Below are 14,445 nucleotides of genomic sequence, written 5' to 3'. Positions count from 1 at the left end.
CGCCGCATGCGCCTGTTTCGCTCACTGACTTTGCTACTTGCCTTGGTAGCCCCTTCGGTTTTCGCCGATGACCTGTATCAGGTCGAAATGATTCTGGTGCGCCAGAACGCCGTGCCGGCTATCGTCAGCCGCGCCGCCCCGGAAGACTGGGCCGCCGGCGCTCAACGCCTGGGTGATGACAGCCTGCGCACACCTGCGCTCGGCGACGTTGCCAGCAAACTCAGCGCCAGCGGTGATTACAGTGTGCTGATGCACAAGGCCTGGCAGCAGACCCTCGGCGAAGCGCCGACCAAGGTGGCCGTCAGCGACGGCAAGGAACAGTTCGGCCAGTTCCCGATCGAGGGCACGCTGGAAATGAAACTCGGACGCTTCACCGACGTGAACGCCGACTTCTGGGTCAACCAGATCGACGCCAACGGCATGGTCACTGCCAGCGAACACCTGAAACAGGACAGTCACACCAAAAACGGCCAGCTCAACTATCTCGACAACGGCCACCTGGCGCTGCTGATCAAGATCACGTCCCTGACGGCGCCCGCCCCTCGGCAAGCCCCTGAAGCGATTCCGGACTGATCGAAGTCCTTATGTCCCCGCCCCTGAGTAAACCGTTGGCACCCTCCTGGGTCAGCCGATTCAAGGAACAGAGCCTGGAGCGTGGCCGCCGCTACGCCCTGGAAAACCGGGTACGCATCGCGCAGGTTGGCGATGCGACCATCACCGCCAGTTGCGAAGGCTCTGGCGGTAACGTCTACCGTCAGACCATTCACCTGCGCGAGTCAGCCAAAGACACCCTGTTGCTGGTTGACGCCACCTGCACCTGCCCGGTGCGCAATAACTGCAAACACTGCGCCGCAGTACTCCTGCAAGTGCAGGAAACCCTCGAATACCCTGCCGCTGCGAAAGACGCCGAGTTGCTGGAAAAGCTCCAGGCTGTTCTGGAAAACCGCAGCCCCAAGGCGCCGCCGCAAGTGCTGGTGGACAACGTGCAACCGCTGCCGCGCCTGTGGCTGGCCAGCGTTGAGTTCAGCGCGTTCGAGCCGCGCAACGGCAAGATGCAGCGCTATATTCAGCATCGGGCGGCGCTGTCGTTCAGCTATCTGGATGAATACGTCAGCGGACAGAAAAACAGCGACATTCTGATTCGTCAGGAAACCCAGACCCTGCGGATAAAACGCCATCCGGAAGTGGAGCAGTCCTACCGCGAACAGTTAAGAATCCTCGGCTTCCGTATCGCCACGCGCCAGAGCAAAGCGCTGCCGGAAAGCGCAGGCGAGCTGTACGAGATGGTCAACGACAGCGCCTGGCTGACGTTTACCCTCAACGAACTGCCGAAGCTGCGCACCCAAGGTTGGGAATTGCAGATCGACGAGGAATTCGGTTTCGACCTGACCGCCGTCGACGACTGGTACGCCACCGTCGAACAGGCGCCGGAGCGCGACTGGTTCGATCTGGAACTGGGGATCATCGTCAATGGTGAACGCCTGAGCCTGCTGCCGATCCTGCTCAATCTGATGCGCTCGCACACGGAAATCCTCAACCCGGAACGCCTTGCGCGGCGCCGCGATGACGAGCTGATTCTGGTCAATATTCCGCAACGCAACAGTGAGCACGGGCCATTGCAAGTGGCGCTGCCCCTTGGGCGGCTGAAACCGGTATTGGCGACGCTGGGCGAGTTCTACCTGCAGGAGCCGGGCGAAACCACCCTGCGCTTGAGCAAGGCCGATGCCACACGCCTCAACTCGCTGGAAGGCATTCCCCTGCTGTGGGAGGGTGGCGAACAGATTCGAAGTTTCGCCCAACGCCTGCGCGACATCCGCGACTACAGTGCACAAGCGCCGAAGGGCTTGAACGCGACGCTGCGTCCCTATCAGCTCGAAGGCTTGAGCTGGATGCAGTCCCTGCGTCAGCTTGAGGTCGGCGGGATTCTGGCGGACGACATGGGTCTGGGTAAAACCTTACAGACCCTGGCGCATATTCTCAGTGAGAAAAACGCCGGGCGTCTGGATCGACCGTGCATGGTGGTGATGCCCACCAGCCTGATCCCGAACTGGCTCGACGAAGCCGCGCACTTCACGCCGCAACTGAAAGTGGTCGCGCTGTACGGTGCCGGCCGCAAAAAGCATTTCGAGCATCTGGCCGACTTCGACCTGATCCTGACCACCTATGCACTGCTGCCCAAGGACGTCGAACGGCTGGCACAACAGCCGCTGCACGTTCTGGTGCTCGACGAAGCGCAGTACATCAAGAACCCGAACAGCAAGGCCGCGCAGGCCGCTCGCGAACTCAACGCGCGCCAGCGCCTGTGCCTGAGTGGCACACCGCTGGAAAACCACCTCGGCGAGTTGTGGTCGTTGTTCCACTTTCTGCTGCCGGGCTGGTTGGGCGATGTCAAAAGCTTCAATGCCGACTACCGCGTGCCGATCGAAAAGCGCGCCAGCGAAGTCAGGCTGCAGCACCTCAATGGGCGGATAAAACCGTTTCTGCTGCGCCGCACCAAGGAACAGGTGGCCACCGAACTGCCGCCCAAAACCGAGATCATCCACTGGGTCGATCTCAATGAGGCGCAGCGCGACGTGTACGAAACCATGCGCCTGGCGATGGACAAGAAAGTCCGCGACGAGATCACTCGCAAAGGCGTGGCGCGTAGCCAGATCATCATTCTTGAAGCCCTGCTCAAGCTGCGTCAGGTCTGCTGCGATCTGCGCCTGGTCAACGACGCCACCCTGCCCGCCCGCGGCAGCAGCTCGGGCAAGCTCGACAGCCTGATGGAAATGCTCGAAGAGTTGTTCGAAGAAGGTCGGCGGATTCTGCTGTTCTCGCAGTTCACGTCGATGCTGTCACTGATCGAAGACGAACTGAAAAAACGCAACGTGGCCTATGCCCTGCTGACGGGACAGACCCGCGATCGGCGCACGCCGGTGAGGGAATTCCAGAGCGGCAAGCGTCAGATCTTTCTGATCAGCCTGAAGGCCGGCGGCGTCGGCTTGAACCTGACCGAAGCGGATACGGTGATTCATTACGATCCGTGGTGGAACCCGGCGACCGAGAACCAGGCAACCGACCGCGCCTATCGAATCGGCCAGGAAAAACCGGTGTTCGTCTACAAGATGATTGCCCGGGGCACAGTGGAAGAGAAGATTCAGCACCTGCAGAAGGAAAAGTCTGACTTGGCAGCAGGCGTACTGGATGGGCGCAAGGCCGGGGACTGGAAACTGCAGAGCGATGACATCGAAGCGCTGTTTGCGCCATTACCGGACAAGTTCGACAAGCGTTGAGATGTGTTTTTCAGATAAATTGCCATCGCTGGCAAGCCAGCTCCCACGGTGCTTTGCGTCGAGCACTATTTTGTGAACATTACAAAACCTGTGGGAGCTGGCTTGCCAGCGATGGGGCCATCAGATGTCGAACTCTGACCTGGACAGTCAACCCCTGGAAACCGGCAGCGGCGCAAACAGCGCCTCGATGTCACTCTGTTCCAGCTTGAACCCACCTGTCGTACCCCCTTCCAGCACCGCCCCGGCCAACGCTGCTTTCTCCTGCTGCAACGCTTGTATCTTTTCCTCTACCGTGCCGCGAGCGATCAGCTTGTAAACAAACACCGGATTGTTCTGCCCGATACGATAAGCGCGATCAGTTGCCTGATTCTCCACTGCCGGGTTCCACCACGGGTCGAAGTGGATCACCGTGTCCGCAGCCGTCAGGTTCAGACCGGTACCGCCAGCCTTGAGGCTGATGAGGAACAACGGCACCTTGCCGCCCTGGAAATTCTTGACTGGCGTGCGCCGGTCGGTGGTGTCGCCAGTCAGCAACGAATAACCGATAGCGCGCTGCTGCAACTCCTGCTCGATCAGCGCCAGCATCGAGGTGAACTGGGAGAACAGCAGGATGCGCCGACCTTCGCCGAGCAACTCTTCGAGCATCTCCATCAGGCTGATCAGCTTGCCGCTGCCTGAGCGCAATGCCTTCGCCGTGAGAGGCATGTTGATCAACCGCAGATCGCAGCAGACCTGACGCAGCTTGAGCAAGGCATCAAGAATGATGATTTGACTGCGCGCCACACCACTGCGGGCAATTTCATCGCGCACTTTTTTGTCCATCGCCACGCGCACCGTTTCATAGACGTCGCGCTGGCCGTCGCTGAGTTCAACCCAATGGATGATTTCGGTTTTCGGCGGCAGCTCAGTGGCGACCTGATCTTTCTTGCGACGCAGCAAAAACGGCTTGATGCGCGCCGTCAGGTGCTGCATGCGCTGGACATTGCCATGCTTCTCGATCGGTGTGCGGTAATCGCGGTTGAAGGACTTGCTGTCGCCCAGCCAGCCAGGCATGAGGAAATGAAACTGCGACCACAGCTCGCCGAGATGGTTTTCCAGTGGCGTGCCGCTCAGACACAAGCGCTGACGGGCCTGCAAGTCACGTGCGGCCTGCGCCGCTTTGCTCAGCGGGTTCTTGATGTTCTGCGCTTCGTCGAGAATCAGCACGCTCCACGACTGCGGCCGCAACGTTTCAAGATCCCTGGGCAGCAAGGCGTAAGTGGTCAGCACCAAGTCGTATTCGGCGAGATTGGCGAAGTCTTTTTGCCGCCCGGCCCCATGCAGCGCCAGAACCTTCAACTGAGGCGTGAAGCGCTGGGCCTCGTCGAGCCAGTTGGGAATCAGGCTGGTCGGCATCACCGCCAGTGCCGGGCAATCGAGGCGACCGGCGTGCTTTTCCGTGAGCAGATGCGCCAGGGTCTGCAGGGTTTTGCCCAAGCCCATGTCATCGCCAAGAATGCCGCCGACCTCCAGCTCCCGCAGAGTCTGCATCCAGCCAAGGCCTTCGAGCTGATATGGGCGCAGTTGCGCATTAAGGCCGGCCGGCGCAGCAATATGGGTGTGACTGGAATTGTGCAGCCGCTTGGCAAAAGTGCGCAGGCGTTCGCCGCCCTGCCATTCCAGTGGCATGCCATCGAGCATACTCAGGCGCGCGGCGTCTGGAACAGTCAAGCGCAGCGCATCGCCCTGATGTCCGCCCAGGTACAGCTCGCCCAGCGTCGCCATCAGCGGTTTGACCCGACTCAGCGGCAACGCCACCTTGGCGCCTGCCGGGTCGCCAAAACCGCTGGGCTTGAGTTCGATCAGGAGTTTTTCGTCGTCGCTGCGTTGCGCCAGATTCACCGGGTCGAGCAAACGTGGCTGGGTGCGCAACAGATGCAGAAGGATCGGCAACAAGCTGTAGCGCTCGCCATTGACGACGATGCCCAGTTGCAGATCAAACCATTGATGCCCGGCCTCTTCTTCGACCTCCGCGTACCAGTGTTCGACCGGCTGCACATCGAAATGGAAGCCGGGACTGATTTCGATTTCCCAGTCCGCGGCGCGCAGTGTGGCAAGCCCTTCATGCATGAATCCGAGCCAGGCGGAATCATCCGGCAAGGTGAACATCTCGCCGAGACGATCCATAGCGCTCTTGCGCGTGGCTTTTTTGAAGCCGTGCTTTTGCAGGCTCTGGCGCAGCTTCTTTTCCATCGCAGGCTGGCGTCGAATGCGCTGGGTTTCAGTGCCATTGAGGATCATCACTTCCGGATTACGATCCACCGCCGGATGACCGTTGTAGGTAAACACCAGAGCGGCGCGGTGCTCCAGAACGTATTCCCAGCGCGAACGCTCCCGGCCGCTGACCAAGGTCAATTGCGGTTGCGGAAGCACGTCATCGATGATTCGTTCGGTGAGCTTGTGCGGCGGCGGGATTTTGGTCATCGCGCTCATGCGATGGCTGAACTGCATCGCCTGACGCGCCGGGATGTCTGGGGCGAGGGTCAAATGGCAGGCCAGTTTTTCTTCCAACTCACTGAACAGAGGGCCAACCTGTCGCTGCTCACGATCGATGTAATAAAGCGGCTCCAGCGCCAGCACGGTTTCCTGCGCAGCCTCGGCACTGCTCCACTGGGCGCGAAACCCACCGTCGGCCTGCTCGGCCCAAGAGAACAGACCCATGCGTTTCGCGCCCGGCGTCAGTGGCTGCAAGTTTTCGAAGTCGAGGAACAGGCGCGAGGTGCGCAGGAGCATTTCCAGCAGTTCCGCGCCACTGCTGCCTTCCAGCGGATAGCCGCTGTAGTAGGCGTGATGGGAATGCATGGCGACCAACAGCCTGGCGACGCGCAGATCCAGTTCGGACAGATAACCGGGCTGACGCATGAGCATGTCCGACAGCGAATACAGCGGTTTTACTTCGCGTAACTCGCCGCTCTTGAGCTGATAGACCTTGAAAATATCGAGCAGCCACTTGCCGTTCGCAGACGTGGGTTTGAGTTTGTAAAACAGGCGCGTGCCCGCGGTTTGCGCCCCTTCGTCGACGGGCCTGGCCGGGACGGGGACTGTCGAAAGCCAATGCTCCAGCGCCCGACCCAAGGGGATCTGGGCGTCACTTTCGGACGTATCGTCGTCAATGCCCTGCAGGAGATAGAGCACCGCCGCGCAGTGCTTGCAATCAATCGCGACGGGGCAGGTGCATAAGCAACGCAAATTAACCGATCCCAGGCGATCATCGGACAGGTAGATGCTTTGTTCATACGCCTGAGTTTCCGAACCGACGCAGAAGGCCTCGATTTTCCTGTCATCGATCTCGATGATCTCTACCCGATCATCGGCAGCATAAGCGCGGGCCTTGGCCAACGCCTTGCTACTGAATGCGTGAGTCCATGCCAGCCCTTTAAGCCGCTCGATGAAAGTGCTCATGGACAGTCCTTAGCTGGCCAACACCCGCGCGAGCGTCGATTTCACCTTGCCCATGCCGTCATGCAGCGCCTGCTCGATCTCGGCCATGGTGATAACCGCCGTGGTCTTGCCCGCCGCCGGATTCACCACCAGCGACAGGCAGGCGTAATCCAGATCCAGCTCACGAGCCAATGCCGCTTCCGGCATGCCGGTCATGCCGACGATGTCGCAGCCATCGCGCTCCAGACGCACGATCTCGGCCACAGTTTCCAGACGCGGGCCCTGGGTGCAGGCATACACGCCCTGATCGCTGTATTCGCAGCCTTCGGCAGCCAGCGCGACGATCAATTGCTGACGCAGCGGCTCACTGTAAGGGAAGCTGAAATCGATATGGGTGACGTGCTCCAGATCATCGGCGAAAAACGTGTGTTCGCGACCGCTGGTGTAATCGACGATCTGGTGTGGCACACAGAAATGCCCGGTGCCCATGGCCGGATGGATCCCGCCCACCGCGTTGACCGCGATGATCGCCTCGGCGCCGGCCTGCTTCAGCGCCCACAGGTTGGCGCGGTAGTTGACCTTGTGCGGCGGGAAACGGTGCGGATGGCCGTGACGGGCGAGGAACAGCACTTCCTTGCCGGCGTATTCGCCGATCTGCACGTCGGCCGATGGCGCACCGTAGGGTGTGTCCACCGCCAGCGACTGGCGAATGGTCAACCCTTCGAGCTGGGTCAGGCCGGTGCCACCGATGATTGCGTAAACCGTCATAGCAAAAATCCTTAATCGATCAGTTGAGCGTCTTTGAGCGCGCCGATGGCGGTGAGCCAGCGCGGATCCTGACGGTAGTCGGTGCTGGCGAACGCCTGCCCGCGCATGCGCGCGATGCGCGCGGACGGTTTGACTTTCATCCGTTGCGCGGCACTGAGCGCAAGTTCCGCAGCAGCGCGGTCGTTGCACACCAGCCCCATATCACAGCCGGCAGTCAACGCGGCCTCGATACGGCTGGCGGCATCGCCAACCACGTGGGCGCCAGCCATTGAAAGGTCGTCGCTGAAGATTACACCGTCGAACTGCAACTCGCCGCGCAGGATGTCCTGCAACCAGCGACGGGAGAACCCGGCCGGCTGCGAATCGACTTGCGGATAGATGACGTGCGCCGGCATGACCGCAGCGAGTTGCTTGCTGAGTCTGGCGAACGGTACGAGGTCGTTGGCGCGGATCTCGTCGAGACTGCGCTCGTCATTCGGGATCGCGACGTGGGAGTCGGCTTCGGCCCAACCGTGACCGGGGAAATGCTTGCCGGTAGCGGCCATGCCCGCGCTGTTCATGCCGCGGATGAAGGCGCCTGCGAGCAACGCTGCGCGCTCGGGATCCCCTTCGAACGAACGAGTGCCGACCACGGCGCTGCGCTGGTAATCCAGATCCAGCACCGGGGCGAAACTCAGGTCGAGGCCGACCGCCAACACTTCGGTGGCCATGACCCAGCCGCATTGTTCGGCGAGGTATTCGGCGTTCGGGTTGTCGGCGATGGCACGCATGGCCGGCAGGCGCACGAAGCCCTGACGCAGACGCTGCACCCGGCCGCCCTCCTGGTCGACCGCCAGCAGCAGATCCGGGCGAATGGCGCGGATCGCAGCACTCAGCTCGCGCACTTGGCGCGGGTGCTCGATGTTGCGCGCGAAAATGATCAGGCCGCCCACTTCGGGCTGGCGCAACAATTGGCGATCTTCGGCCGTCAGCCAGGTACCGGCGACGTCCACCATCAACGAGCCTTGCAGGCCAGCAGTCATAGAGATTCCTTGAAAACGAAAAACCCGATCCGCCAGAAATCGCTACCGTGAGCAGTGCTCGGCAGGCCAATAATTTCTATGGAGATCGGGTTCAGAACGAAAGTCGGCATGGGCGGCTAGCTTAGCGGATACAAGCAGCCGCGCCCACCCGTGTGCGGTTAAACCTTGGCGGCCACCGGAGTCGATTTGCTGCGCGGGCGAAGCTGCGCAGTCGCCATCGCCGGGTCGGTGACACCGGTTTCGGCACGCATGCCGGCGGCAAGGAACGGCACCATCAGACGCATCACCTGTTCGATCGAGGTGTTGACGCCGAAATCGGTCTCGGCAATCGCGCGCAAGGCCTTGATCCCGGACATGCTGAACGCCGCAGCGCCGAGCATGAAGTGCACGCGCCAGAACAGCTCGATTGGCGGGATGCGCGGAGCCGCTTCGTTGACCAACAGCATGTAGCGGCGGAACACCTTACCGTACATGTCTTCCAGATAACGACGCAGGTGACCCTGGCTCTGGCTGAACGCCAAACCGAGCAAACGCATGAAGATCGACAGGTCGTTACCGCTGCGTGGCTGCACCACGAGCGCTTGCTCGACGAGGATTTCCAGCAACTCTTCAAGGGTCGGCTTGTTTTCAGGCTTGGCCTGGCGACGCTCCAGCTCTTTATCGAGGCTGATGCAGAACGGCCCGAGGAAGCGCGAGAAAACCGCCTGGATCAGCGCTTTCTTGGAGCCGAAATGATAATTCACCGCCGCCAGGTTTACCCCGGCCTTGCTGGTGATCAAACGCAATGAGGTTTCAGCGAAACCTTTCTCCGCGAACAACTGCTCGGCAGCATCAAGAATGCGTTCAACGGTTTCCGACTGGGCCATGGCTACTCCGCCTGACAAACACTTGTTTGAAACATACGTTTCAGCCTGTGCCTTGTCAAGCCTGCCAGTTCGTTTTGGGAATGGTCGGTCAGCTATTTAACCACACTCGACCGGCGCATTAATAAGCACGGGAACCGACCGTCCGGCGGGCTGCAAAAAAACGGGCATTGCCAAGACCGCTTCACTGTATATAATCCCAGTCACTGTATAAAAAGACAGAGCGATCAATATGCTAAAGCTGACGCCACGCCAAGCCGAGATTCTGGCCTTTATCAAACGCTGCCTCGAAGACAACGGCTACCCGCCAACCCGCGCGGAAATCGCTCAGGAACTGGGTTTCAAGTCGCCCAATGCGGCGGAAGAACACCTCAAGGCCCTGGCCCGCAAAGGCGCTATCGAGATGACCCCGGGCGCCTCCCGCGGCATTCGCATCCCCGGTTTCGAAGCCAAGGCTGACGACTCTACCCTGCCGATCATTGGCCGGGTCGCTGCCGGCGCACCGATCCTCGCCCAGCAGCACATCGAAGAGTCCTGCAACATCAATCCTGCGTTCTTTCACCCACGGGCCGATTACTTGTTGCGCGTACACGGCATGAGCATGAAGGACATCGGCATTTTCGACGGTGACCTGCTGGCGGTTCACACCACCCGCGAAGCACGCAATGGCCAGGTGGTGGTTGCACGGATCGGCGATGAAGTGACGGTCAAGCGCTTCAAGCGCGAAGGCAGCAAAGTCTGGTTGATTGCCGAAAACCCTGAGTTCGCCCCTATCGAAGTCGACCTGAAAGATCAGGAACTGGTGATCGAAGGCTTGAGTGTCGGCGTAATCCGCCGCTAAAGGAGGCTTTATGCAGTTCCCACACACACCCCAGCAAACACAACTGCCTCTATTCGAAGCGTTTCTGGCACAACCGATGGCACCGATCCTGAAAGATGTGGTCGAGCGCCCATGGATTGCCGAACCGGAAGTATTCAGTGAGCTGTCACTGCGCGGTGCGGCCGGGAACTGCCTGAACCTGCTGGCCCCGATCCTTCGCGAACTGAGCGAGGATCAGGATGCACGCTGGCTGACGCTGATCGCCCCTCCAGCCAGCCTGACTCAGATCTGGCTGCGAGAGGCCGGCCTGAACCGTGAACGCATTCTGCTACTGCAACCTCGTGGTGCGCAAAGCGCTCAGCAACTGGCCTGCGAAGCACTGCGCCTGGGTCGTAGCCATACGGTGGTAACCTGGCTCAATCCGCTGAACACAAGTTCACGGCAACAACTGATCAGCGCAGCCCGCACGGGCGACGCTCAGAGCCTGAACATTCGATTGGGTTGATTCACTTGTAACGCGCGCTGTGTGAAGCGCATGGCTTCTCCAAGGACAGAGAAGCCGATCTGATGCGGTAACAGCAAACGCCGACAGGCGGGGCTCAGTGAAGAACCCGCGGCCCTTCTTCCTTATCAAATTCGCCTTCGACCATACGGCCGGCCATCTGTACGCCGACGCTCAACATCGCTTTCGCGATTTCCACATGCTGGCCTTGCAGGAATGCTTTAGCATCCTCGGAGAAATCCAGCGTCACCAGAGAACCCTCGTCCTCAGCCCTGCGCAGTTCGATTCGGCCGTCTGGTAACTCGACAATTTCTAGAAAGGACGTTGGCATATAGGTCTGTTCTCCACGAAAGGCAGGGATTATATAGACATCATTCGGGCTTCGCTCGGGATCTTGACCAGCAGCATGTTTCAGATTGCCACCGTGTCAATTGTCCTCAGCATTCGTTCAAGCCTTCGCGAAAGCGGATTGCCAGGCCCTTGAGATTCTGCCGCCAGCTCTCCAGCTCTTCCCGACTCAACTCCTGCGGCGCCTCTTCTTCATCGAGATTAATGGCCTGAATCAATGGCTGTGTCACATCACCCTTGGGCTTGTGGGGCACCCGTGGCGGCTGAAACAACGCTGAGTGCGCCGCCAGCAATTTCGCCAGCCAGGTTTCAGGGTTACCAGCCAGCTCAACCATCTCGGCCAGTTCCGGGATCGCAATCGATTCCAGGACTTCGCGAGTCAGCAACGCTTCGGCTCGCGATGCATTGGCCTGAGGCAGACGATAGAAACCGGCGATCTCGTGACACAGTCCCAGAAGCGCGCCATAGAGGTGAAACAATGCTGATTCACGGCCAGCCTGAATCAGCGCCAACGCATTCATCGCCCGCCCCTCTTCGGCGCGAGCCAGAGCCTCCAGCGACAGGCCGGCGAAATAGATCTTCTGATTGGTGCGGGTATAGAGTTCGTGCGCCATGCCGGCAGTCTCCACAGCGAAATAATTGCGTCACACAGACCCGACAGTGTCGTGGATCAGCGGATCCGACCGCAAGCACAAAACAAAAAGGCCGCATGAAAACCCGAGAGTCATCATGCGGCCTTTTGTGGATCAGGCTAGCGCTTACTCAGCCTTGGCTTTTGTGCGCTTGTCTTCAACAGTCCACTTGCCACCGTCGTAGTAAGCCTTCCAGCCGGTAGGCTTGCCGTCGACCTCGGTCTGTACATATTGCTCCTTGGTCTTGCGGCTGTAACGGATTACTGCCGGCAGACCATCAGGATCCTTCTGCGGCGCTTCGCAGAGGAAGTGGTACTTCGGATCGATCTCATCCTTGTGCGGCAGAATCTCGATCACCAGCGGAGCACGAGTCTCGCGGTTTTTCGGGAACTGGCTGGCCGCCAGGAACAGACCGGAAGCACCGTCGCGCAGAATGTAGGTGTCGTTGACCTTCTCGCATTTCAGCTCAGGCATCTTCACCGGATCCATCTTCGGCGGCGCCGCGTCACCACTCTTCAGCAGTTTGCGGGTGTTCTTGCAGGTCGGGTTGGTGCAACCGAAGAACTTGCCGAAACGGCCGGTCTTGAGCTGCATCTCGCTGCCGCACTTGTCGCATTCCAGGCTCGGACCTTCGTAGCCCTTGATGCGGTAGTTGCCCTCTTCGATTTCATAGCCGGCACAATCCGGGTTGTTACCGCAGATGTGCAGTTTGCGCTTCTCGTCGAGCAGGTAGGCATCCATCGCGGTGCTGCAGATCGGGCAGCGATGCTTGCCGCGCAGCACCAGCGACTCCGACTCGCCCTCGTCGTCCGCAGCGATCTCGTCGCCCGGCACCAGGTTGACGGTGGCCTTGCAGCGCTCTTTTGGCGGCAGGCTGTAGCCCGAGCAACCGAGGAACACGCCGGTCGATGCCGTACGGATCTGCATCGGACGACCGCACGTGGTGCACGGAATGTCAGTCATGACCGGCTGGTTGGCACGCATGCCGCTTTCCGGGTTCTCGGCCACTTCGAGCTTCTTCTTGAAGTCGCCGTAGAACTCGTCCAGCACGTTTTTCCAGTCGCGCTCGCCCTGAGCCACATCATCGAGGTTCTCTTCCATGCCGGCGGTGAAGCCGTAGTCCATGAGGTTCGAGAAGCTCTCCGACAGACGCTCGGTGACGATATCGCCCATCTTTTCCGAATAAAAACGACGGTTGTGCAGGGTCACATAACCGCGATCCTGAATGGTCGAAATGATCGCCGCATAGGTCGAAGGACGACCGATGCCTCGTTTTTCCATTTCTTTCACCAGACTGGCTTCCGAGTAACGGGCCGGTGGTTTGGTGAAGTGCTGCGACGGATCGAGCTTGATCAGCTTCATCGCGTCGCCCTGCGCCATGTCCGGCAGAACATCGTCGTCGCCAGGCTTGGTGATTTGCGGCAGAACGCGGGTGTAACCGTCGAACTTGAGGATGCGGCCCTTGGCACGCAACTCGAAGTCGCCAGCGGCAACGCTGACGGTGGTCGACAGATATTGCGCCGGCAGCATCTGGCAAGCGAGGAACTGGCGCCAGATCAACTCGTAGAGGCGCTCAGCATCACGCTCCATGCCTGCAAGCTTGCTTGGCGTGGTGTTGGCATCGGAAGGACGAATCGCTTCGTGAGCCTCTTGTGCGCCTTCTTTGCTGCTGTAGACATTCGGCGTTTCCGGCAGGTACTTCTTGCCGAACTCGTCCTCGATATAAGTACGCGCCATCGCCACGGCATCAGCCGAGAGGTTGGTCGAGTCGGTACGCATATAAGTGATGTAGCCGGCTTCGTACAGACGCTGGGCCATCATCATGGTTTTCTTCACGCCGAAGCCCAGGCGGTTGCTCGCGGCCTGCTGCAGGGTGGACGTGATGAACGGCGCCGACGGCTTGCTGCTGGTCGGCTTGTCTTCGCGCTTGACGATGCTGTAGCTGGAGGACTTGAGCTTCTCCAGCGCGGCTGTGGCCTGAGCTTCGTTCAGCGGTTTGAAGGCTTCACCCTTCTCGCGCGCCACTTCGAAACGTACGGTCGAACCCTTGGCGGTGCCAAGATCAGCGTGCACTTCCCAGTACTCTTCCGGGTTGAATGCACGAATCTCACGCTCACGCTCCACCACCAGTTTCACGGCAACCGATTGCACGCGACCGGCTGACAGGCCACGGGCGATCTTGGCCCACAGCAACGGCGAGACCATGTAACCCACGACGCGGTCGAGGAAACGACGCGCCTGCTGGGCATTTACACGATCAATGTCCAGCTCGCCCGGCTCGGAGAAAGCTTCCTGAATCGCCTTCTTGGTGATTTCGTTGAACACCACGCGCTTGTAGCGGCTGTCGTCACCACCAATGGCTTCGCGCAGGTGCCAGGCAATGGCTTCCCCCTCGCGATCCAAGTCGGTTGCGAGATAGATGGTGTCAGCATCCTTGGCGAGCCGGCGCAGCTCTTCGATGACCTTCTCTTTACCCGGGAGGATCTCGTACTGGGCTTTCCAGCCATGATCGGGATCGACACCCATGCGCGAGACCAGTTGCTTGCGCGCTTTCTCTTTCGGCGTGAGCACCGGCCCCTCGCCCGCGGCAGCCTTGCCGCGCTTGGCGGCTGGCTCTTTGCTGGCGCTAGCCGAACCGCTGGTGGGCAGGTCTCGGATATGGCCGATACTCGACTTCACCACGTATTGGTTGCCCAGATACTTGTTGATGGTCTTGGCCTTAGCCGGGGATTCCACAATGACCAGCGATTTGCCCATGGATCAGAAAATTCCTGAATTCTAGAAGTGAAAGGCGG

The 14,445-nt window shown here is 60.0% G+C and carries 11 protein-coding genes; 4 read left to right on the top strand and 7 right to left on the bottom strand.

Translation table 11 applies throughout. From position 1 onward, the window contains the following. Nucleotides 1-6 precede the first annotated feature (6 nt). Entirely contained in the window at nt 7-573 is a 567-nt protein-coding gene (locus QRN61_RS08950) for a CsiV family protein (protein ID WP_027611454.1), read from the top strand. A gap of 11 nt (nt 574-584) precedes the next feature. Next, nucleotides 585-3,275, top strand: a complete 2,691-nt coding sequence (locus tag QRN61_RS08945; protein ID WP_285373599.1) for a DEAD/DEAH box helicase — start codon at nt 585-587, stop codon at nt 3,273-3,275. Between the two features lie 147 nt (nt 3,276-3,422). Here the strand turns inward: QRN61_RS08945 and QRN61_RS08940 are convergent, their stop codons facing one another. The 4 genes from QRN61_RS08940 to QRN61_RS08925 all read right to left on the bottom strand — a co-directional run bounded on the left by QRN61_RS08940 (nt 3,423) and on the right by QRN61_RS08925 (nt 9,351). Then, nucleotides 3,423-6,716 carry a DEAD/DEAH box helicase gene (locus QRN61_RS08940; protein ID WP_285373598.1) on the bottom strand — a complete coding sequence of 1,098 codons (3,294 nt, stop codon included), beginning with the start codon at nt 6,714-6,716 and terminating at the stop codon, nt 3,423-3,425. Between the two features lie 9 nt (nt 6,717-6,725). Next, nucleotides 6,726-7,463, bottom strand: a complete 738-nt coding sequence (locus QRN61_RS08935; RefSeq protein ID WP_150369293.1) for an S-methyl-5'-thioinosine phosphorylase — start codon at nt 7,461-7,463, stop codon at nt 6,726-6,728. Between the two features lie 11 nt (nt 7,464-7,474). Next, nucleotides 7,475-8,485, bottom strand: coding sequence for a beta-N-acetylhexosaminidase (gene nagZ / locus QRN61_RS08930; protein WP_041068989.1), 1,011 nt, complete (start codon nt 8,483-8,485; stop codon nt 7,475-7,477). A 158-nt stretch (nt 8,486-8,643) separates the two neighbouring features. Continuing rightward, complete coding sequence (locus QRN61_RS08925) at nt 8,644-9,351, bottom strand: TetR/AcrR family transcriptional regulator (RefSeq protein ID WP_007961819.1); 708 nt, start codon at nt 9,349-9,351, stop codon at nt 8,644-8,646. A 229-nt stretch (nt 9,352-9,580) separates the two neighbouring features. On the opposite strand from QRN61_RS08925, the gene lexA reads away from it, so the two are divergent. Continuing rightward, nucleotides 9,581-10,189, top strand: a complete 609-nt coding sequence (lexA, locus tag QRN61_RS08920; RefSeq protein WP_003226590.1) for a transcriptional repressor LexA — start codon at nt 9,581-9,583, stop codon at nt 10,187-10,189. A 10-nt stretch (nt 10,190-10,199) separates the two neighbouring features. After that, nucleotides 10,200-10,673 (top strand): SOS-induced cell division inhibitor SulA, encoded by a 474-nt coding sequence (sulA, locus tag QRN61_RS08915; protein WP_003226591.1) that lies wholly within the window; start codon nt 10,200-10,202, stop codon nt 10,671-10,673. 94 nt (nt 10,674-10,767) lie between these two features. Here the strand turns inward: sulA and QRN61_RS08910 are convergent, their stop codons facing one another. The 3 genes from QRN61_RS08910 to topA form a co-directional block, all read right to left on the bottom strand. Further along, nucleotides 10,768-11,001 (bottom strand): hypothetical protein, encoded by a 234-nt coding sequence (locus QRN61_RS08910; RefSeq protein ID WP_003226592.1) that lies wholly within the window; start codon nt 10,999-11,001, stop codon nt 10,768-10,770. Nucleotides 11,002-11,107: 106 nt separating this feature from the next. Next, nucleotides 11,108-11,632 (bottom strand): DUF6586 family protein, encoded by a 525-nt coding sequence (locus tag QRN61_RS08905; RefSeq protein WP_027611448.1) that lies wholly within the window; start codon nt 11,630-11,632, stop codon nt 11,108-11,110. 144 nt (nt 11,633-11,776) lie between these two features. Beyond that, nucleotides 11,777-14,407 carry a type I DNA topoisomerase gene (topA, locus tag QRN61_RS08900; protein ID WP_096797175.1) on the bottom strand — a complete coding sequence of 877 codons (2,631 nt, stop codon included), beginning with the start codon at nt 14,405-14,407 and terminating at the stop codon, nt 11,777-11,779. Nucleotides 14,408-14,445: the final 38 nt, after the last annotated feature.

The sequence above is a fragment of the Pseudomonas sp. lyk4-TYG-107 genome (assembly GCF_030209055.1).
Classification (GTDB): Bacteria; Pseudomonadota; Gammaproteobacteria; order Pseudomonadales; family Pseudomonadaceae; genus Aquipseudomonas; species Aquipseudomonas putida_A.
Note: the sequence above shows the minus strand (reverse complement) of the source record. Positions and strands in the feature narration are given on the sequence as shown.